22 protein-coding genes and 1 tRNA gene are annotated in these 20,509 nt (G+C 60.8%); 14 read left to right on the plus strand and 9 right to left on the minus strand.

Going from position 1 to position 20,509, the window contains the following annotated elements; all coding sequences use genetic code 11:
- Positions 1-143 precede the first annotated feature (143 nt).
- The 3 genes from AC23D6_RS18650 to AC23D6_RS18660 are packed head-to-tail and all read left to right on the plus strand — an operon-like array spanning position 144 to position 2,237.
- A complete protein-coding gene (locus AC23D6_RS18650; protein WP_487750691.1) occupies positions 144-677 on the plus strand; it encodes a hypothetical protein in 534 nt (177 codons plus the stop codon).
- A gap of 58 nt (positions 678-735) precedes the next feature.
- Complete coding sequence (locus AC23D6_RS18655; RefSeq protein ID WP_487750692.1) at positions 736-1,263, plus strand: hypothetical protein; 528 nt, start codon at positions 736-738, stop codon at positions 1,261-1,263.
- A 56-nt stretch (positions 1,264-1,319) separates the two neighbouring features.
- On the plus strand, positions 1,320-2,237 hold the full coding sequence (locus AC23D6_RS18660) for a hypothetical protein (RefSeq protein WP_487750693.1): 918 nt from the start codon (positions 1,320-1,322) through the stop codon (positions 2,235-2,237).
- 28 nt (positions 2,238-2,265) lie between these two features.
- Here AC23D6_RS18660 and AC23D6_RS18665 read toward each other — a convergent pair whose 3' ends face one another.
- Positions 2,266-2,670 carry a hypothetical protein gene (locus AC23D6_RS18665; RefSeq protein ID WP_487750694.1) on the minus strand — a complete coding sequence of 135 codons (405 nt, stop codon included), beginning with the start codon at positions 2,668-2,670 and terminating at the stop codon, positions 2,266-2,268.
- Between the two features lie 20 nt (positions 2,671-2,690).
- On the opposite strand from AC23D6_RS18665, the gene AC23D6_RS18670 reads away from it, so the two are divergent.
- Entirely contained in the window at positions 2,691-3,536 is an 846-nt protein-coding gene (locus AC23D6_RS18670; protein ID WP_487750695.1) for an 8-oxoguanine DNA glycosylase, read from the plus strand.
- Here AC23D6_RS18670 and AC23D6_RS18675 read toward each other — a convergent pair.
- The 4 genes from AC23D6_RS18675 to AC23D6_RS18690 are packed head-to-tail and all read right to left on the minus strand — an operon-like array spanning position 3,477 to position 6,284.
- Entirely contained in the window at positions 3,477-4,106 is a 630-nt protein-coding gene (locus AC23D6_RS18675; protein ID WP_487750696.1) for a nitroreductase family protein, read from the minus strand. The two genes, AC23D6_RS18670 and AC23D6_RS18675, sit on opposite strands and share 60 nt — an antisense overlap.
- Before the next feature lie 22 nt (positions 4,107-4,128).
- A complete protein-coding gene (locus tag AC23D6_RS18680) occupies positions 4,129-4,734 on the minus strand; it encodes a 7-cyano-7-deazaguanine synthase (protein ID WP_487750697.1) in 606 nt (201 codons plus the stop codon).
- The gene (locus AC23D6_RS18685) at positions 4,731-5,930 is read right to left on the minus strand and encodes a PfkB family carbohydrate kinase (protein ID WP_487750698.1); all 1,200 of its coding nucleotides are present in this window, start codon (positions 5,928-5,930) and stop codon (positions 4,731-4,733) included. Before AC23D6_RS18685 ends, AC23D6_RS18680 begins: the two co-directional genes overlap by 4 nt.
- A gap of 24 nt (positions 5,931-5,954) precedes the next feature.
- On the minus strand, positions 5,955-6,284 hold the full coding sequence (locus AC23D6_RS18690) for a hypothetical protein (RefSeq protein WP_487750699.1): 330 nt from the start codon (positions 6,282-6,284) through the stop codon (positions 5,955-5,957).
- A 273-nt stretch (positions 6,285-6,557) separates the two neighbouring features.
- Here AC23D6_RS18690 and AC23D6_RS18695 point away from each other — a divergent pair.
- The 6 genes from AC23D6_RS18695 (at position 6,558) to AC23D6_RS18720 (ending at position 11,663) form a co-directional block, all read left to right on the plus strand.
- A tRNA-Ile gene (locus AC23D6_RS18695) sits at positions 6,558-6,650 on the plus strand.
- Between the two features lie 194 nt (positions 6,651-6,844).
- Positions 6,845-7,087, plus strand: coding sequence for a hypothetical protein (locus AC23D6_RS18700; protein ID WP_487750700.1), 243 nt, complete (start codon positions 6,845-6,847; stop codon positions 7,085-7,087).
- Positions 7,088-7,091: 4 nt separating this feature from the next.
- Complete coding sequence (locus tag AC23D6_RS18705; protein WP_487750701.1) at positions 7,092-7,643, plus strand: hypothetical protein; 552 nt, start codon at positions 7,092-7,094, stop codon at positions 7,641-7,643.
- On the plus strand, positions 7,644-8,288 hold the full coding sequence (locus AC23D6_RS18710) for an antitoxin PaaA2 family protein (RefSeq protein ID WP_487750702.1): 645 nt from the start codon (positions 7,644-7,646) through the stop codon (positions 8,286-8,288).
- Positions 8,289-8,460: 172 nt separating this feature from the next.
- Entirely contained in the window at positions 8,461-10,140 is a 1,680-nt protein-coding gene (locus AC23D6_RS18715; protein WP_487750703.1) for an ATP-dependent nuclease, read from the plus strand.
- Positions 10,137-11,663, plus strand: coding sequence for a UvrD-helicase domain-containing protein (locus AC23D6_RS18720; RefSeq protein WP_487750704.1), 1,527 nt, complete (start codon positions 10,137-10,139; stop codon positions 11,661-11,663). Before AC23D6_RS18715 ends, AC23D6_RS18720 begins: the two co-directional genes overlap by 4 nt.
- 72 nt (positions 11,664-11,735) lie before the next feature.
- On the opposite strand, the gene AC23D6_RS18725 is transcribed toward AC23D6_RS18720, so the two are convergent.
- Together AC23D6_RS18725 and AC23D6_RS18730 are read right to left on the minus strand one after the other, a co-directional pair.
- Positions 11,736-12,143, minus strand: coding sequence for a YybH family protein (locus tag AC23D6_RS18725; protein ID WP_487750705.1), 408 nt, complete (start codon positions 12,141-12,143; stop codon positions 11,736-11,738).
- 92 nt (positions 12,144-12,235) lie between these two features.
- On the minus strand, positions 12,236-13,942 hold the full coding sequence (locus tag AC23D6_RS18730) for an amidohydrolase (RefSeq protein ID WP_487750706.1): 1,707 nt from the start codon (positions 13,940-13,942) through the stop codon (positions 12,236-12,238).
- Positions 13,943-14,205: 263 nt separating this feature from the next.
- On the opposite strand from AC23D6_RS18730, the gene AC23D6_RS18735 reads away from it, so the two are divergent.
- Complete coding sequence (locus tag AC23D6_RS18735; protein ID WP_487750707.1) at positions 14,206-15,105, plus strand: LysR family transcriptional regulator; 900 nt, start codon at positions 14,206-14,208, stop codon at positions 15,103-15,105.
- Between the two features lie 308 nt (positions 15,106-15,413).
- On the opposite strand, the gene AC23D6_RS18740 is transcribed toward AC23D6_RS18735, so the two are convergent.
- Positions 15,414-16,331, minus strand: a complete 918-nt coding sequence (locus AC23D6_RS18740) for an AraC family transcriptional regulator (protein WP_487750708.1) — start codon at positions 16,329-16,331, stop codon at positions 15,414-15,416.
- A 185-nt stretch (positions 16,332-16,516) separates the two neighbouring features.
- Between AC23D6_RS18740 and AC23D6_RS18745 the strand changes: the two genes are divergently transcribed.
- The gene (locus tag AC23D6_RS18745; protein ID WP_487750709.1) at positions 16,517-17,563 is read left to right on the plus strand and encodes an NmrA family NAD(P)-binding protein; all 1,047 of its coding nucleotides are present in this window, start codon (positions 16,517-16,519) and stop codon (positions 17,561-17,563) included.
- A 254-nt stretch (positions 17,564-17,817) separates the two neighbouring features.
- Here the strand turns inward: AC23D6_RS18745 and AC23D6_RS18750 are convergent, their stop codons facing one another.
- Positions 17,818-18,753 (minus strand): alpha/beta fold hydrolase, encoded by a 936-nt coding sequence (locus tag AC23D6_RS18750; RefSeq protein WP_487750710.1) that lies wholly within the window; start codon positions 18,751-18,753, stop codon positions 17,818-17,820.
- Positions 18,754-18,873: 120 nt separating this feature from the next.
- Between AC23D6_RS18750 and AC23D6_RS18755 the strand changes: the two genes are divergently transcribed.
- Together AC23D6_RS18755 and AC23D6_RS18760 are read left to right on the plus strand one after the other, a co-directional pair.
- A complete protein-coding gene (locus tag AC23D6_RS18755; protein WP_487750711.1) occupies positions 18,874-19,506 on the plus strand; it encodes a CGNR zinc finger domain-containing protein in 633 nt (210 codons plus the stop codon).
- Positions 19,507-19,571: 65 nt separating this feature from the next.
- Positions 19,572-20,441 carry a helix-turn-helix domain-containing protein gene (locus tag AC23D6_RS18760; RefSeq protein WP_487750712.1) on the plus strand — a complete coding sequence of 290 codons (870 nt, stop codon included), beginning with the start codon at positions 19,572-19,574 and terminating at the stop codon, positions 20,439-20,441.
- The last annotated feature ends 68 nt before the right edge of the window (positions 20,442-20,509 follow it).

Genomic DNA, 20,509 nt, shown 5'->3' on the forward strand with positions numbered 1-20,509 from the left:
CGTGTCTGGCAGGCGGTCGCCGGGGTGGCGCTGTACTTGCTTGATGCAGAACGGGAGGCGTTCTCGACGTCCTCCCTTGTGAACGCTCAACGCCGCGACTTGTTCGCCATTGTGTGGCGGCCTAAGCTTGAGTTAAGCAGGGGATGACGCCCTTAGTAGGGCGCTCGACGATTCGACCAGCCGGACGCAGGCCCGGCACTTGGTGGCGGGAAGCTATGCAACCTATCGATGCACTTCGCGAAGACTTTTCACAGACCCTCGGCTTCATCGATAAGTGCGACGATCACATTTTCAGAATCAAGAACTGGGCGCTGCTGACCTCCTCGGCAGTCATCGCCTTTTCGATCACACAGGATCAGGACCTCATCGCCCTGGCCAATCTGGCCTTATTGGTGGCCTTCATCTATCTGGAGTTGATCTACAAGTCCTTCCAAGACTCGGCCATTGAGCACAATACCGATATCTCCGTTCGCATCGACAAGTACTTGGCAGACCCATCGACTACGGATTTGCTTCAAGGTTACAACCATAGCTTTGGTCGTAAGCTGAAATATCCATCCGTTTTGCACGTCTTCTCGATCCTTGGGAATCGTAGCCGCTGGCACATTCTCAACTTCTACAGTCTTTTGGCTGTGTTCTCCCTAGCTGCTTTTGCAATTGCAAGACTCATCGACTGAGCCCCACGCGACGAAACATGGGTTCAGGCATTGGCACTCCTACTTCTGAGACCCCATCATGGTGAGTCGGCGAAACATCAAGGCGGCCCACGAAGAGGCGGTACTCAATCAGTTTGGCGAGTATCTCGCGACCTGCGGAGTGCGGCTGGATGTCATGGCTCGGCCCGATCCTCCAGAGGCGATCGTCCAGCTTGATGGTGCCACGACATGGATCGAAATCACCGACGCGTACTTGGACAACCTGCATGCGCAAGATATCAACACTTACTCAGCAGATGATGTCCCTCATGTGAGCGACCACGAGCGCATTGTTGTTGACATGGATGCCGCGTTTCCACGGGTTTTGCAGGCGGTCATCGGCGCCAAGTACGACAAGTCAACCATGCAGCAGGTGTCTAGCGATCTTGGGCCAGGCATCTTGTTGGTGGGGATTTTCACCCCTTTTGAAACCGCCTTGACCGTCTCGCAGGGCCAGGCCAAGTCGATTGCCAAGCTGGTACATGAAAGGCCAATCCCTGTGTTTCGACAGATCTATGTCTACGATGGACATGGCGAGCGGAACTTCCATCTGCTTTATCAACAGTAGCCGGTAGGTACTGGTCACTTCCCACCATAGAAGATCTGCGCGCAGGGAGAACTCGAATGGATGTCGCAGCGCAATATCTCAAGGATGCCCAAGACCACTTTGCCGCAGCGGCCCCTCTTATTGGGCTGGAGACCTCACCGGAAGAGCAATGGCAAGCGGTGCTTTTCTCTGCCATAGGTGCTGAGAAGCTACTCAAGCATATTCTCTGCCGCATCAACCCTTGCTTAGCGCTAAAGGCGGTGGATTTCGAGAACACCGTGGTGACTTGGCATGCGGACAAGGTCATAAGCGCCGAGAGGCTAGCTGACCTAAGGAAGAAGGCAAACCCTGATGTGGTGACCTTCAAGATATCGGTTCAACGCGGCGCGCACTTTTCGGCCGCTGTCGGCGAGCACGCAATTTTCCTTCACTGGCTAGCCGACGTGCGCGATATGGCAGCACATCGGCCATGGAGCGAAGTTAACGAGGACCGGACCAGGATTGCGTTATGTCGAGACTTGTATGTCGCCGTTGAGGCCATCGCAGGCAGCATCGGCTTGGACGTGGCCCATCTCTTGGGTTCGCATCGTCAGCGCCTTCAGGCGCTGAGCGCGGCCATGGCAGAGAAGCAGGACTTGAACCTGAAGATGGCCAAGCTCTTGAAGCGACACCGAGATGGCTGGACAGAACGGTCGAAAGACCCGGTGCTGGTAAGCGTGGCAGAAAGGACAACCCACAACACGCTAGCTAAAGAGACCTACGTTGAAGAGTGCAAGTGCCCAGCCTGCGGCAGTATTGCACTGGCCATTCTCAAGCCCGACGTTGAGTACAGCCACGATAAAAACACGGAGATTCCGGTGGCGCACATCGTGGGTGTTTCCGTTGTCGCGATTCGCTGCTCGTTCTGCTTGTTGCGCCTGGAGAATTACGATGAGCTGCAGCACGTCAACGTTAACGCCTTGCTGGCGCGCACCGACGAGCTGACAGGATCCTGAGGTCCTGCCGCCATGCTGACCGGAGGGATCAAACCGCTTGTTTGGAAGGCCCGATCAGGGCGATCAATCCTTCAAGCGCAATCTCAACCGCCTCGGTCCGACTAGGTTCGAGCGCCACCGCCCTGACCAGCTGGGCGGCCAAAGTCGAGATCCGAGCTTCTGAGCTCCTGCCCTCCCCTGTTTCGGCATATCGGCATAGCGCCTCCATCGGATCTGTCAGCCGTTTGCGAACACCCTTCAGCACCTTGCTGATCTGGGGCTGGGGTACCCCCGTAAGTCGCTCTACATCGCCTTGTTTATGACCAAGCGCTTTCATCCGCCCATCAAGGGCGGCTGGCAACCACGCCATGCGTGGGTCAGTTTGGGCGGAGCCTTTTGGCATATAGGCATACTTTATGGCATAATCCATACCATGCGAAAGCCCCTGGCTCACTCGTGTATCTCGGAGGACCTATGCAACGCGCCTACGTAATGCTCGATGCGATGTCTGTCAGCGTGGACTTACCCGCTGCCGATGCCGAGGTGTTGCCCGGTGTGCACTGGGGTTTGGTGGAGGCCTTTCCCACGCCAGCCTATTGGGCCTATCAAGTCTTGGCCCGACGTATCGAAGCCCGCCCGATCCGATATCGCATAGGTCAGACGCTGCGCGAGGAAGTGGCTGCATGCCTGCTGGGTGGGCACGGCATTCCTGCACGCATCGGATTGATGGCTTTCGAGCACCTTCGGGCCAAAGGCGCGTTTGGTGAGCACGCGCCCGATGAGGCCACGCTGCACGCCTGGTTATCCGAGCCGATCGCTGTGGATGGCCGCAGCATCCGCTATCGATTTGCTGCCCAGAAAGCGCGTTACCTAGCTGCTGCGCTGAGTGCATTGTCCGGCGCACAGGTGCCCAATCAGTCGGGGCGTAGCTTGAGAGATTGGCTACTCAAACTTCCCGGTATCGGATACAAGACCGCCTCCTGGGTCGCACGCAACTATCTGGATGCGGACGACGTGGCGATCCTGGATATCCACATTCTTCGCGCGGGAGTGTTCGCACGCTTCCTCGACTCGAACCTAACCGTTGAAAGGGACTACCTCAGGCTTGAGGAGCAGTTCCTGTCCTTTAGCCACGCCCTGGGCGTGCGCCCGTCCGAGCTCGACGCAGTGATCTGGTTGGACATGATGGCCTCGCCCGGCTCAGTCGCGCATGCCATGGAGTCACTGCCGGAAAGCAAGTTCAAACAAGCGCATGCGCCTTCAAACACGCGCGCCAAACACCGCCGCACCAACACCCATCAGCTCGCCCTGCTCGGTTAACGCACCGATCCACGGCTCGCCCGTTACACCCAACAGGCAAAACGGCAAATCCAGACTGGCAGCCACCACCGCCAACCCTGCCTGCAGAACGCCCGCATCACGCCAGACTAAGCTTTCGGCATTCTCATACTTTGCAGCCGTCTTGCCAATTTCAGCGGCGAAGAGCATCAGCCGGCCATCTTGGCGAGGCACGGCGTCCTCGCACATCTGGATGAGCGGCATCAATGCGGCGCCCAGCCCATCCACCGTGGCCAGCGCGTGCTCTTCGGGCAGGTAGACGGCCCAACCGTTGCCAGGCGCCAACTCCATTAGGATGTGGATCGGATGGAGAGCGCCGGCAGAGGGCAATGGGCGCTGCGAAACTTTGTAGCCCGCAACACAGTCTCCCACGCGCTGAGCCCGCGCCGCGAGCCATAGCAATCTGCTGATCGCCTCCATGCTCGGCGCAGCGAACGTGCGCTCACTTCTACGACGATCCAGCACCACATCCAGTGCTGGCAGCGTTGTCCCCGCAGCACTGGCCAGAGGGATCGTAGAGACGATCGGCCAGCGGATCGGGCTATAGCTCATCGGCTCCAGACGTGGACGGGGGCTACCGAGCTGTGTCCACATAGAAGCCTAGTTCTCTGAGCACGTCGAAGTATTTGTTGCATCCACGGCACTGCCCGCATGGCACATCAGCCTTGTGGCAGCTATGCGACCAGAGTAACGCCTCACGGGGCATGCCCGAGGCCACCACCAGCTCAGCGGTCGTCTTGTCGATGGCAGGGGCTTTTACCAGCATCCCACCCTCCTGGTGCGAGAGCAGCCGGCTAATGTTGGTCACGAACTTGGCCGTGCCATCTTTGTGTGCCTCGTCCGAAGCCACCGTACCGAGCAACAAGCACTTCACCTCGATCGCCATTGCACGCATGGCCACCAGCGTAATCAGCAGTTGGTTCCGGTACGGCCACCAGTCCGTCGCAGGCGCTCGCTCATCGGCCTTAGTGCCCGCCATATCGCCTGAACCGAAGGCGCGAGCATCGATTACGAGCACTTCGTGGGGGATCTTGAGCCGGGCGCAGATGGCGGCACTAGCCTGGATCTCGGCCTTCGCGGCCAACTGGCCATAGTCCACTGTGTAGGCCACATCCGGCTTAGCCCACCACGCCACGGCGTTTGAGTCCATTCCCCCGGACAGCAGCAAGGCCGTCTTCATAGCTTGGCCCCGACCCATGCGGCCTGGTAGATCGCGCTGACGAAGTCGTTGCGCATGAAGCAACCCGTGCCGACCATCATCTTGGATGCCTCTGCCGCTTCGGTCTCGGCATACACGATAACCGGCATACCCATGCGCTTGGCATAGCCAATTTCGAAGACGGTTCCGGGATCCATGCCATCGGCGATGGCAAATATCAGATCGCAGTCATCGATGCCGTCCAGATCTTGCTGCACGACCTCCTCGGCCGGGCCCACACCCACATCATGGTAGGGCGAGAAGACACTCAGCCCCATATTCTGCAACGCGTCTCGCGCTTGATCCACCACCCATAGTTGAGCGAGCGAGAAGAAGGGGCCAGCCAAATACACGCGCGGCGGATTCAAGCGCGCCTTGAACCTGTCCGAAACCTCAACCGGATCGGGACGATAGTTGTCCAGCTGCTGCAAGCTTGGAAAGCCACGGTACTGACAGTAGTAAGCGGTGGCCCGCGAGGCGCGCTCAGCTGCCTCAACGGGACCTCGGCCTTCTTCCATCCACGCATACGCAAAGTGGGCTACAAACTGATCGCCGGAGCCAATCTTCCAAACAAAGGACGTCTCGTAGGCAGGCACCTGATGCGCAGCGCCGTCATGCCAGACCAGTGCGCCCTGGGGTCCCATCTTGATGACAACGACCTCAGCCGCCTCCTGCTTTGCCAACTGTCGCGCCATCTCGGCCGGCTCCAGACCGGGTCGATTCAGTAGCTTGGCGGCTTCATTGCGATTTAGCACCAGGGCCAGATGCTGGGCTGTGGAGCCATTCTGGCCAAAACGCTCGATGCCTTCCACGTTCTGAGGATCGAACACCGCATGGGTTGCCTTCACAACGGCGGTGGCATTGAGCATGCCAAAGCGGATGACTTTCTCTGCCTCTACCTCAAGGTCTGGTAGATCTGCAATGCGATGGATCGCAGGCCGCGCCAGGCCGTGCAGGTAGGAAAAAGCCGGGCAGCTCGCAATCGCAGGACCGGTGAGCTTAAGCTCATCTACCGCCGTGAAGATCGCGCGGGCTTGCTCATCCAGATGACTGTGCAGGTGTGCTTGTCCGCCCAACTGGCGAATTGCCATAGCCGCGCGGCCAGCCGAACCCATCACCTGGTCCCAGTCCGGGCGCAGGCACTGCTCTCGGTAAACTCCGCCAACAATCGACAACATGAATGCTCCGTCCCTGGTCAGGTCTTAGATGGCCTTGATACGCACCTGGACGTGGGCATCATTCTTGGTCAGCACAGTAGCCTCATAGCGTGTGCCGCCTTCAATGCACTGCCGTAACTGGGTCGTCTGAGCTGACGCGATGCCGCCTGCCTTCTGCCCATTGAACATGAGCGCGATAACGGAGGTGCCAGCCTGCTTTTCCAGTTCGACCGAAAGCACATTGCCGGGATTGAGTTGTGCGATAACTTGCTCTTTGGGCGAGGCAATTGGCGTGTTGATCGTCAGCCGTTCGCACGATACCGGCGGCTCGTTTCCGGCCGCTGGGAGAAAGGGATCTTTATCGATGCCGGACACACACCACCTCCCTAGTTGGCCAGTTGGTCCAACCCACCCCTGGCCGGACCCGCAGAGCGTAACTCAACCCAAAGCCCGCTGCTGACGGGCTCGTCGGGCAGGAGCCGGCTTCAGGCAAGTTCTAGGCCGGCCCAGACGCGTCCGTTCGATTCGGCGACTAGAACGGAGCGATCTTAGGCGGATCTATTGCTTTGTCGTCATGACTTGCTAGATTGGCCCCGTGAACATCTTACGCCGCGCGCTTCGAATACTTGGCTGATCAGCAACTGATCAGCCCCTGTAGCTTAATTGGTAGAGCAGCGGTTTTATAACCCGTCAGCGCCAGATAAGCGGCTTGTGCCGGTTCGAGTCCGGCCAGGGGCACCACCGCCTGTGCATGAACAATCGCACTGATAATCCTTCGCCCGACACGCGTAGGGGCCTGCCTCATCCCAAATTTGGGGGCATTACATGGCAGCAAGCGAGTTCATGCGCTCGAAATCAATCACTTAGTCATGTGTCGGAGCGTCGCTTGCTCAATTGGCGCCTTTACGCATGAAGTAGGCATATTCTTTCTGCCCATGCCCATCCTGGATCCTGATGACTACCTTTCGTACATCGTCTATGACGAAGTGCGTGGTGGCTGGTGTCTAACCGAAGAAGGCCAATGGCTTCTTATTCAGGAGATGATCGCCAGGACAAAGGAGCTCGATCGGCTTGATGTAATCGAGGGCCGAAAGCCGCCCACCTACACGCATTTCATCCAGCCTGAGATGGTCAAAGGAGCAACTTTGATCTGGCCGAAGAAGTACACGCCAAGCTGACCTAATGACCTATCTTTTCCTCGATACCGAATGGGCAGACCCGACGGGCTCGGAATTGGTGAGCTTGGCGCTCATTACTGAGGATGGGATCCACAGGTTCTACGCTGAGCGTGATCCTCTGCCAGAAGTGGCAACCGATTTCGTGCGATCGGTGGTCTATCCCCTGCTGGACCGTGGCAAGTGGCGCATGTCCGACCAAGCGATGACGACGGGGCTTCGTGCCTTTCTGGGAGCCGTTACCGACCCGATCGTGATAGCTGACTACCCCAACGACCTATCCCTTCTGCAGTACGTTGTAGCTGGCTTCGATCTCCCAGACGATCAGGCTGCAGCATGTGGACCGATCCCTCAGCCCGTGATGACGAGAATGCTCAAGGAAGGTGCCATGGGCATGTTGATCGAGGACTACTTCGTAGGCCACCCCGGTGCTGCGGCTCGACGCCATCATGCACTCATTGATGCAGAGGCCCTGCGCATGGCCTGGCTGGTCGTTACTGGGCGCGTTGCTACGCCGCACTGGGCGACGACCATGCTCCGCCATCAGGTCCAGCCTTAGATGATCCGACTCTTCCTCGACTCTGAATGGGCTAACGATGCGCTGCGAGAGCTCGTCAGCTTGGCTCTAATCAGTGAAGACGGAGAGTATGTCTTCTACGCGGAGCGCGATCCGCTACGTGGCATGCCGTCCAGCTTCGTACGCGAGAATGTCTATCCGCTCCTAAACTGCGGGCAAGCGGCAATGACGGATAGCGCCATGACGCTCGCCTTGCGGAGCTTTTTGGAACCGTTGGGGGCCTGCGAAGTCTTCGCGGACGCGCCGCTCGACTTCTCGATGCTCAGCCGAGTATGGAACGGACGTGACCAGACACCGCCCGAAGCGCCATTCCGTACGAGGCTTGCTCGCGAGGGGAACCTGATGCCGAGTGTTGAGCAATATTTTGAGCTCAATCCCGACCAAAGGGCGCGTCGACACCATGCTCTCGTAGATGCTATGGCACTTCGAGCAGCTTGGATCTTAGAAAACTACAGGTTGGATGGCGATGTAGGTGATGCCACCTCACATGACCCCCACTATGACGAATGGCTTCATGCGAAGGTAAGGGCTGCGAGAGCTGATCCACAGCCTTCCATCCCTCACGACATCGTCATGGAGACGCTCAAGAAGCGCGTTGAGGGCATTAAATCTAAGGACGAAGACTAACAAATGAGAAGTCTGCTAACGACCCAATGCAGACATATGAAGGCTTCCAGTGCCATATTCTTTGCACAGGAACGTAGGGGACGTTGATATGGGAAGTACTGCGACGATCCGAAAACTAAGCGTGTCGCGCTTTCGAGGAATAGAGAAGCTCGAATGGAGACCCGCGTCCGGGATGAACATCATTCTCGGTGGCGGGGATGTTGGGAAGACGACGATTCTCGAAGCCATCGCGCTGCTGCTCAGCCCAACGAACGCAACCACGGTGTCGGAGTCGGACTACTGGCAACGGAACAGCTCGCAGGAATTCTGCATCGAGGCAGTGCTCTCGCTTTCCCAGGCTTCCGGGATCAACACCCAGAAGAGCTTTTCTTGGCCGTGGACCTGGAACGGGACCGATGCGGTTCAGCCGCCAGCCAAGGAAGAAGGTGAGGACTTGCCCGATGCCGACGACCCCGTGTATCGAGTACGGGTTCGGGGAACCATCGAGCTCGAACTCGTCTGGGAGATAGTCCAGCCCAACGACGAAGCGGATCATTTCTCCGTCAGCACGCGCCGGAATATCGGTGTTGTACGGCTTAGCGCGGACGATCGCAACGATCGTGACCTTCGACTTGTCTATGGCTCTGGACTGGATCGACTGATCTCCGATGGCGCGCTTCGCGCACGCATCGGAAGGCGGATTTCAGAACTGGACCTCGAAGCGTTACTGAACGAAGCGGGCAAGAAAGCGATCAGCGAGCTAGACAAGCGTCTCGTAGGTTCCGCCCTGCCGCATGACCTGAAGCTCGGTCTGACCACGAGCCAAGGACTGTCTATCGGCGCGCTGATCGGCTTGCTGGCGAAGAAGCACGAGGTCAACCTGCCGCTCGCCAACTGGGGCGCCGGCACAAGGCGAATGGTCGCCCTCGAGATTGCTTCCGCTGCCGAGAAGGAAGTGAGCATCACCTTGGTCGACGAGGTCGAACGAGGTCTGGAGCCGTATCGATTGCGCAGGCTCCTCGGCATCATCGCGGATGAAGAGGGTCAGGCATTCATTACTACGCATAGTCCGGTCGCCATCGCTTGCAGCGGGAAGGCACAGCTGTGGTACATGGATGGCGTCGGCAACGTGGGTGCGCTGTCGCGTGACAAGATCGCTGCTCAGCAGCGCCGCGATCCCGAAACCTTTCTCGCCAAGGTAGCCGTTATCGCGGAAGGTCCGACCGAAGTCGGGTTTCTGCAGTTTCTTCTTGAAAAAGCCTTCAGTTCCGCTCCGCTGGACCATGGCGTGCGCGTCTGCGACGGTCAAGGGAACTCCGCGACTCTCGACTTGCTGGAGACACTGTCCGCCTCCGGTCTCCTGTTTGCCGGCCTAGCGGACAATGAAGGCACCGATCCTGGCCGCTGGCAGACATTAAAGCAGGAGTTGGGCGACAGGCTGCACCAATGGCAGGACGGATGCACGGAGCAACATGTGATCGCGGCGATAGCAGACGACAAGCTGCCCGAACTGTTGAAGAATGCGGAAGGAGCACATGACGGCGATCGCTTGCGAACGATTGCGGACCGGCTTGGCATCCAGGACAAACAGTTTGCATCCATTGAGCAAGCCTTGGCGAATCAGGGAAAGACGTTGCGCCAGCTTATCGTCGCAGCCGCCGTCGGCGACAAGGAAGGGGCGCCGGTCGGCGACGAGAAGGTGTGGAAGAAGCACTCTCGGCATTGGTTCAAGTCCGAGGACGGCGGACGTGAACTTGCGCAGAACATGGCCGCCCTGGGCGCCTGGGACGCAGTGGTTCCGCAGGTGCTCCCGTTGCTCAACGCAATCCTGGTCGCGGCGGGCCTGCCGAAGAAGGACAACCTCACCCTATGAGTGACGAGGCGGTAGCTGCGCTGCTCCGTTCCGACCAACCGCTGGTACTCGTCGAAGCGGCGGCCGGTTGCGGGAAGACCTATCAGGGCGCCAGCTACGCGCGGGACGCCATGACGACCCTTGGTGACGGCCGGCTCCTTATCCTTACACATACCCATGCGGCCTGTTCGGTGTTCGCTGAAAGAACGAAAGGTGCCGGCAGCAGGGTCGAGATCAAGACCATCGATGCACTGATCATGCAGATCTCGACTGCCTATCATCAAGCGTTGGGCCTGCCATCGAACTTGTCTTCGTGGGCGTGGCGAGATAACGGCAGCGGATTCGCCATCATGGCGGCAAAGGTCGCCGCATTCCTCGGCGCTCATCCCATGGTGGCCAAGGCACTCGCCACGCGCTATCCGTTAATCGTCTGCGACGAACATCAGGATTCGAGCGCCGACCAGCATGAAGTGGTCATGGCACTGCATCGGGGCGGCGCCATGCTCCGGATTTTCGGCGATCCGCTACAGCGGATCTACGGCGGAAGAACCGCAGCAGAAGCTAAGGCCGACCAGGCGCGGTGGGAGGCATTGAAGCAGGCTGCGACCTGTGGCGTCCTGGACACCCCGCATCGCTGGCAAACGGGGTGCGCCGAACTCGGGAAGTGGATTCGCTCGGCGCGTGAAAGTCTGAAGGCGAACAAACCCATAGATCTCACTGGGGGGCTACCAGATTCGCTGACCATCCTGCGCGCCAGCAATGTCGCAAGGCAACATGGGGGCTACAGCCTCTCAAAGGATCAGCGGCGACCCATCGATCAACTGGTCAACGAGATGGATCAGTTGATGATCCTTGCATCTCAGAATGACCTGGTCACTGCGCTCCGTGCCTTCTGGATGCGCACGATCCCGATTTGGGAAGGGCATACGCGGGATGCCTTGGCCGGGCTCGTTGCCGTGTTGCGGGAGAAGCACGGCAATGCAGAAGGCCTAGCCCAAGGGCTGATCGAGTTTGTTTCCAGCGTCTCCGTCGGTTTCACACAGAGAAGCCACGGAGACCGCCTGCTGCAAGAGATAACGGAAGGCTGCATCCGCAAGACAACGGGGAGGCCTGCCAACATTCAAGCTATCGCACGACTGATCTTGGGAAACCCGTCTCCCAAGGGTGTGTCCGATGCAATTGAGTTGATTCGGGATTTGGTCAAGGCCAAAGGGGACGGCTTTTTGGATGTCAAAATTGACCGTCGGGTTGAACTCGGAGATGCGATTCGGCTGGGTGCATTCGCAGACGCGGAAGAAGGATTCGCAGAAATCGCGCGAAGGAGGTCGTACTCGCGACCGTCACCTCCATCGCGGACGCTGAGCAGCATCCACAAAGCCAAGGGACTGGAGTGCGACCATGTCATGGTCATGGCATGTGACCGCACCCAGTTCTCGTCTACCTCGTATGCCAAGTGCAAGCTGTATGTAGCGATCAGCAGGGCAAAGCGATCACTTACCTTGGTTGTTCCTGATACGAATACAAGCCCGTTGTTTGAGACTTGAACATACCGCGCTCTGCTGACCGCTCTTGGCCGGAAGCGGACGCGGCACGTGAATGGACAGCGCAGCATTTCCCTATTGAGCCGGATTGGTCGTAGCAAACGAATAGCGCGCAATCCTCCACGCGTCGTCACCCCCTCGTTGAAGCACGAAGAGCTCGTGGTTGGCGTCATGAACTTTCTGCGCGTTGGCTTTTACAGTAACGCTGCCGTTAGAGCTCGTACGAGCGAACGCCCAATCCGCCGCAACCGGCACCACCTCTTCGATGGTCAACGTGGTATCGAAGGCGATCACCTGGAAGATGCCTTCATAAGCCGCACGGATGGCCGTCTTTCCGGTGGTCGCGGGCCGATTCGGCGCCATGAAAACGCCGTCTTCCGTGAACATACCCAGCACCGCGTCGACGTTGGCGCTGTTCAACGCAGCCTCGTAGTGCCTCAGTGCCTTCTCGATATTCGATCGTGCCGCCGCTGGATCATTCATCGGACTTCGCCTCCTGTCGGTGTGTCATGGCCGTGGCCCTCATTCGCTGTAACGCTGGCTGCCGGGAGCAACGCCGGGCGGTGCCCACCACCTCACTGCTCCCGATAATAGGTACCGAAGTACTTCACCGGAGACCACGCCGGAAGGATAGCCGGTAGAGCCGGGGCCAACCCGCTGAACTCCTGCGCACCGAACACCACGTGACCGTCGAGAACGGTGAGTACGGAAGACACTGATGTGATCTGGTTGTCTGGAACCTCGAAATAATCCTTGTCGAGCAGTGCGAAATCAGCAAGGTAACCCGGGGCAATCAGGCCGATCTCCGACTGCGCCCCCATGAACCAGGCGGCGCCGCTGGTGAACAGCTTCAAGGCTTCTTCCCGGGAAAGCCTATGTTCTGCGGCCAGCACTTCAGAGCCGGAGACAGACTTGCCTGTCACCATCCAGCTGATTCCAACCCAAGGGTTGAAGGTGGCGGCCCGGAACGCATCGGTGGTCATCGCCAAGGGCACGCCGCTTTCGACAAGGTGACGAAGGCGGGGCGTCTGCAGCGCGACATCCCGGCCATGGCTTTCGATGAACGCATCGCCGTGCAGGGCCATCTTGTGGTCGAGCGCTATGCCGCCGCCCAAGCGTCTGACGCGCTCGATGTTCTCTGCGCTTATCGTCTCCGTGTGCTCCAGGCTCCAGCGAAGACCCTGCAGCGGCATGGTCCGATCGAGCTTCTCCAATGCATCGAGAAAAGGCGTGATGTTCTCGTTGTAGCTGATGTGCATGCGAAACGGAATGCGCCGCAGGACCAGCTTGGCCACATCCCGCTCGACCAATGCATGCATCTTTCCCGCGGGAACGATGACCGCAGGATTGTCGAAGTTCTCGTGATCGTGCGTTTCCACCTTCAGCACCTCGCCGAAACCCAGGTATTCGTGGCCGTACGCCAGGGCCGGGTAGAGATTCTGACCCGGGCTCAACGGGGTTTTCTTGATCGCTTCCAGCTGCGCCTCCACCATGCTGGAGGCGGGCGTTTCCGGCAGCTGTAGAACCACGAAGGGCATACGGACATGCAGCCGGAAGTCGCGCGCAAGGCGGTCGATGATCTGCTCGGCCCGGGGGTAGCCCCAGCGGCTGCCATTGTCGATGACCGATGTGATCCCGAGGCGATTGAGGCCATTGATGCTGTAGAGCAAGGAGCTCACTTCCTCATCCGGCGTAAGCTGGGGAACCATCGTCTCAAGCGCGACGAAAGTCCATGTATTTCCGTACACCACACCGGTGGGCTTACCGTCCTCGTCCTTCTCGAACTCGGTGTCTGGGAGCTGCGGAAAACGCTCGGTACCGACTCCCAGGGCCTCCATCGCAGGGCGGTTGAGGAAAGCGCGGTTGTAAGCGTATTGGACGATGAGCGGGCGATCCCGGACCGCTCCGTTGATCTCATCCATGCTCGGGAAACGCCTCTCCTGGAACTGGTAGGGCGACCACCCCCCTATCACCTTGACCCACTGGCCGTCCGGCGTCCGCGCCGCCTGTTCGGTCAGCATCTCCAGCGCCCGCCGCAATGTCGGCACGCCGTCCCAACGCACGTTGTAGTTGAAGCCGCTGTCATTGACGATGTGGGTATGGGCATCGCTGATGCCCGGAATAAGTCGGCGGTTACCGGCATCGATCAAGCGGGTAGTCGGCCCCTTCAGCGCGATCACTTCGGCGTCAGACCCGACGAAGTAGATTCTTCCGCTCTTGACGGCCAGGGCTGAGGCGGTGGGTTGCGAGCGGTTGCCAGTGGCGACCTTGGCATTGAACACGATCAGATCGGCACCGGCATCCGCCGGAGCCACTTGCGCTAGAGAAGAGGCTGCAGCGCCTGCGGAAATAACAACAGCGAGTATCCTACTGAACATCGTCCACCATGTCGGCTGCTGGAAGGTGGGTGCCCATGTACCGTCGCGTCGCGAGAGGACACGGAAGAGTGAGCGGGCATTCCCGGATGGGAGACTGACACTCCGTTGCTTGGGGCGATAGCATCGATGATTGAAGTACTGTGTCGCGGAATGGGGAACGCTGGCGGATGGACATTGAGGATCTTCGAGCCTTTGTAGAGGTCGCGGACGCTGGCGGCGTGACACCCGCAGCGAAGCGTCTAGGCCTGTCCAAGTCGATCATCAGCCGTCGATTGGCGCGACTGGAAGGAGATCTTGGGGTACAGCTTCTTTCGAGGAACACCCGGGGCGCTGCGCTCACCGAAGCCGGGGAGATCTTCAGAGACCAAGCCGCGAAGGCCGTGGCGGCGATCGATGTGGCGACGGAGCTGCTGTTGCCGCATGGTGAACTTCGGGGCCGGTTACGTGTTGCAGCTCCACTGACGTTCGGGCCGACCCACTTCGCCCCCGTCCTCGCGGAACTGGCCCGTCGGCATCCCCGGCTGCATGTCCACACCAGCTACTCGGATCGCTTCGTAGACCTGATCGCCGAAGGATTCGATTGCGGCATCCGCGTGGGCCACTTGACCGACTCGAGCCTGGTCGCGCGACGCGTGGGAACAACGCGCGCCAAGTTCGTCGCGAGTCCTGAGTACATCGCTAAATACGGATCACCGAAGACGCCGGAAGAATTCGTCACCCATGAGGCGCTGATGCAGGGGACCGAGAGTTGGCCGGTATCGGTGGACGGCAAAGTGGTCGCGATTCATCCGCAGGGCCGATTCAAGGGGGACAACGGAGTTGCCCTGGTCTCGGCGGCACTGGCAGGACTGGGCGTCGTTGCCATGCCGGTCGAGATCATTGCAGACCACCTGCATTCGGGCGCCTTGGTCGAGGTCATGCCTGAGTATCCAATCCCCGATTTGGGTATTTTTGTCGTCCGACCCCAGGGACAGCATCCATCTCATAAAGTCCGGGCGCTGACCGATTTGCTTATCGAGTGCTTCGGCAACGCTCTGCCAACGAGTGCGCAACGCACCGCAGACTAGAGACATTCGCACCGATGCGATCGCGTCAATCGAGCGGGCGCGTGTATGGCCGAGTACGTGGATAAACGACTGGTCAGAGCTCTGGCGACAGCGCGTCCTACTCACGGCATCCCTCGGTGCGCTCCATCTTGGGCCCACACGCACCGACTAACAGACTCATCAGGGAGCCATTGCTACGACCCATGTAGCGGAAGGGGCGCGATCAAGAGGCTGATACCTGCCCGCTTCGGCTCTGAAGCAGACGCTCTACCCCATCTAGGCGGATCGCGATCTCGTCGACCCCAATCTCGGCGCAGTTCGGCAGATCATCAGGATGCGCCTCCCCTGGGAGCGTAGTGACGCGGCGCCGCGCCCATTACCCGCTTGAACGCCGTACTGAACGCGCTTTCCGATTCATAACCGAGCGCCAGGGCAACCGCCGACACCGAATCTTGCGAGTTCTCCAGCCTGTCCGCGGCCAGCAACATACGCCACCGCGTCACGTAGTCCATCGGCGACATGCCGATGGCGTCCTTGAATCGCTGCGCGAACGCCGAGCGGGACATGCACGCGGCGCGGGCGAGCGCTTCAAGCGTCCATCGCCGCGCCGGGTCGGCGTGGATCGCCGTGATGACAGGGCCGAGTTGTTTGTCCGCGACGCCGAACAGCCAGCCCGCAGCGCGTGGTTCCGCATGTTCCATGTGCAGGCGGAGCGCCTGGATCAGCATCATGTGCGCCAGGTGCTGCGCGACCAGCGTGCTTCCCGGCCTTGCCGCCTGCTGTTCCTCCATCATGTGCTGGACCGACCAGCGCAGGGCGGCCCTGCCCGATGGGCTCCGGATATGGACAATGGGTGGCAACATCGCCATCAGCATGTCGGCATAGCGTCCGCTGACGCCGAACCGGCTGCCTACGAGGTGGCAGTCCCCGCCTCCATTGATGAGTACGGTACTGGCGGGCGTCGGCGGAGGAAAATACAGGCTCGAGGCTTGTGCCGGCAGCGTCACGTCGCTGGCAAGCCTGAAGGCGCGTCCGCTGGGCAGCACGAAGCAGTCGCCGGTCGTGAGTAGCGTCGCCGGGGCGACGCCCTCGATCAACAGCCAGCATTGGCCGGAGACGACGGCGTAGCATTTGATGAGCCTGTTTTGATCGGGAAACCCGATCGACCACGGCGCGCCCGCATCCAAGCCGGACGACACGTAGCTGCGGGGCTTCAGCAGCGAGAGGACATCCGATAAGGGATCCATGCCGCCATTCTGTACCAGCACAGCGCGAACGCGCTTGGGAGGCGCCGCATGCGTAGGCGTCTTTGGACGATCGCCAAGGAAACTCGTACTCCTGCGCATGGGCCGGCGGGTGCGAGCCCACTAACCTTGACGCAGGCGGGCACCCCACGACGGCCCGCCGTTTCGGCAGGAGGCGAAGCATCACCATGAAAGACGATGGCATCTCTGTAGCTGCGCCACAGGCATCCTCGGATACGCGGATGGGGCGGCGCAGCTTTCTCGGCAGCCTTGCGTTGGGCGCGGGAGGCGGCGTGCTCGCGGGTTTGGGAGTGTCCATGTCCGGACATGCCACCGCATCGGCGCGCAACCGCATCCTGTTGACCGCGCCCACCAGTACCATCGGGCGGCAGGTCCTGGGCCACCTCCTCGACCAGCAGGCCGATGTTCGCGTGATCGCGCGCGATCCCGCACGCATCGCGCCCGAGGTTCGGAAGCACGTGAATGTGGTGCAAGGCTCCCATGGCGACCCTGACGTCATCGAGCAAGCGCTGGACGGCATCGACAGCGTGTTCTGGCTGTGTCCGCCGGATCCTGCCGCACCTGGCCCTAGGATGGCCTACGTGGACTTCTCCCGCCCTGCCTGCCGCGCCATCGCCGCGCTCGGCGTCCGCAGGGTGGTCAGCATCTCAGCGCTCGGGCGCGGAACTCCGATGGCCGCGAATGCCGGCCACGTCACCGCTTCGCTCGAAATGGACGATCTCATCGCCGGCACCGGGGCGCATTTCCGCGCCCTCACGATGCCGTCCTTCATGGAGAACATCGCCCGCCAGGCCGGCGCGATCCGCGACAGTGGTGCGTTCTTCCTCCCGATCGACGGCGATCTCAAGCTCCCCGCGATCGCGAGCCGCGACATCGCCGGTTCCGCCGCGCGGTTGCTGCTCGACCAGGCCTGGACGGGACAGTCCGAACAGCCGCTGCTCGGTCCGGAAGACCTGTCTTTCGACGACATGGCCGTGATCATGTCCGACGTGCTCGGCAAACCTGTCCAGTACCGACGGATCAGCTTCGAGGCCTACCGGGCCGGCTTCATCCAGCGGGGCATGTCGCCTGGTATGGCGCAGGGGATGACCGACATGGCCCGGGCGAAAAACGAGGGCATCGACAATGGCGTGAAGCGCACCTCGGCGAACAGCACGCCGACATCGTTTCGACAGTGGTGCGAAGAAGAGCTGCATCCCCTGATCATGCGTTGAGATTGGGCAGAGCCCAACGCGGAACGACCCGTGGGTACTTGGCAGGGCTTCGCACGCGTTATACAGAGGCATAGGCGCACAGTCGCGCGAGCGCCGTTGCGTCTGCAGGAATCTCAACGGCACCGGCACTCTGCAGCATCGCCGCCACAGCCGCGTCACCTCAGGTGCTTGCCGGTGCTCCATGCGCTCGGCCAAAAGGAGACATGCCTGTCGCATTCCATTGCGACAGAAAAGGCGCGTGGCTAGAACTGAATTCAGTGCTTCACATGGTGGTCTAGAAACTCAAGCATGCGTGCCGCGATCTCGTCGCCATGGGTTTCGATAGCGAAATGGCCCGTGTCCAGGAACCGTACTTCGGCGTTCGGATTGTCGCGCTTGTAGGCCTCCGCCCCGGCAGGCAGGAAGAACGGATCGTTCTTGCCCCAGATCGCGAGCGTCGGCGGCTGGTACTGGCGGAAGTAGGCATGCAGCGCCGGGTACTGCCGGACATTGCTCCCGTAATCCAACAGCAGGTCCATCTGCGGCTCGACGCCGATGCGTGCGATCGCGGCGGATGCCAACTGGTAACTCTCCGGCGCGATCAGCGACGTATCGCGCACGCCTTCGGTGTATTGCCACTTGATCATGTCGGGAGTGTTGAAGCGGCGCAGCGCTTCGCGGTTTTCCGCCGTAGGCGCGGCCCACGCCTTGCGCATGTCGACCCAGCCCGCGCTCAGGCCCTCTTCGTACGCATTGCCGTTCTGGCTGACGATGGCAGTGATCTTCTTCGGATGGGCTACCGCCAGCCGCCAGCCGACCGGCGCGCCGTAATCGAAGACGTAGATGGCATAGCGCTCCAGCCCCTTTTCGACGGTGAAGTCGTCGATGACCGAGGCCACATTGTCGAAGGTGTAATCGAAGGCGACGCCTGGCGCGACCGTGGTCTGGCCGAAGCCGGGTAGATCCGGGGCGAGCACGTGGTAGCGCTGCGCCAGCACCGGGATCAGCTCGCGGAACATGTGCGAAGACGCGCCGAACCCATGCAGCAACAGGACCGCAGGCGCATCGGCCGGCCCGGCCTCGCGGTAGAACACACTGACGCCCCGGATGTCCGAAGTGCGGTAGTGGACCTGCGCGGCGGGCTCAGCCGCGATGGCAGGCAGGGCGCCGCCCAGGGCGGCGGCGGCGAACAGAAGACTCCGTAGGTTCATGGCGTGCGCTCTCAAGGATGAAAGGAGTAACCTTTAATATCAATCTTTAAAGGTTACTTGACGCCAAGTGTGCCCCCGCCGTGGTAACCTGTCAACATGATTTTTAACGGTTATTCCTTCATGGCCAACGAAAACGATTCCGCCCAAGGCGGAACGCCTGACGCGTCGCAGGTCGGAGACCACTTGGCGCTGGATCTGTTGAACACCGAGGCGGTCAACCAAGGGCAAGCGATCGATCACTGGACGAGTGCAGAGGACGTGCGCCGTTGGCTCGTACGGCAGGGCGTCGTGTCTGCAGAGGGGCCGGCGCCCCCGGATCTGCTGCAACGCGGCCGCGACCTGCGGATCGCGGTGCGCCATGCGGTCGCCGCCCGCAAGGCCGGCAATCCGATCGAGGTGGACGCGCTCAACGCGCACCTCGACGCGTACGTGACCTCGCCGCGCCTGCAGCGCGATGCGGCGGGCGCATTGGCGATGCGGCGCGTCACCCGGACGGACGTAGTCGCATCATGGCTCGGTCCGGTGGCGGAGGCCGCGGCGCACCTGCTGGTGGACGGCGACTTCGCCCTGGTCCGGCAGTGCGAGCATCCGGACTGCATCCTGTGGTTCTACGACCGCACCAAGTCGCACAAGCGCCGCTGGTGCAGCATGGCCCAGTGCGGTAACCGCCAGAAAGCATCACGCCACAGGGAGCGAAGTGCCGCCTCATCATCCGCTGCGTCGCCCAACGCCCCGTTGCGCCGTGGTGCCTGAGTAAAGCGCCTTGGCCGCGCAGGCGCGATGCGGGCCTTCAAGACAGATCGCACGAGTTCCTTCCCATGCAGAACGTCCCAGCGATGCCGGATAACCTGGTCAGCGTCCACAGCGTGAGTCGCCACTGGTGCGGTGTGACGGCAAGCCTGACGGACTTCACCTGCGCCGGCCGCGTGATGTATGAGGTGCCCCATCAGGCGAGCGCACGCATCGGTATGATCCTGGAGGAAGTGGGCGCGTATCGTTCGGAGCCCAGGTTAAAGCGCGCGACGGCTTGCGCGATCGAGTACAAACCGAATCAGTTGAATTTCGTCCCCGCCGGCATGGATATCTGGGGGTTCAGCGAGGACATCCGCCATGCGCGGGACGTACGCCTTTCGTTCGACGCCAATGCGCTCGCCGAGCGCTGCCATATCGAGAATACGCACGTCGCTTCCGTCCCGGATCTCCGTTTCTCGGACGAGACGCTGGCCACGTTGATGCGGCTCATCGGAGACGCCGTCTCCGATCAGGATCCCGGCGACCTGCTCTACGGCGAGGGGTTGATCACGGCGTTTGCCGCCCGATTCTTCGCCCGCAGCCGCGACGCCGCGCAAGGGCCTTCGAAACTCTCGCCCGCGCAGCTGCGACGCGTCGTCGCCTATCTTGAGGCACGAATGCCGCTGCGGGTCGATCTGGCCACGCTGGCCGCACACGCCGGGTTGTCGCCGTACCACTTCAGCCGGGCGTTCAAAGCCTCGACGGGGCTGGCGCCCTACCAATGGCAGCTCCGTAGCAGGATCCAGCGCGCCCAAAGCCTGTTGCTGACGACGAACGATTCGCTGGAGCGCGTGGCCGAGGCCACCGGCTTTGCGGACGGCGTGCACTTGGGGCGCACGTTCCGGAAACTCACCGGCACGACGCCTGCGACCTGGCGCAGGGACAGGCGCGGCTGAGTCTGGCGTGAGAACGCCGCGCCCCGCGCCACCGTCGCCACACACACGGGCTGCATAGCAACTTCGAG

Source organism: Pseudoxanthomonas sp. G3 (assembly GCF_057654715.1).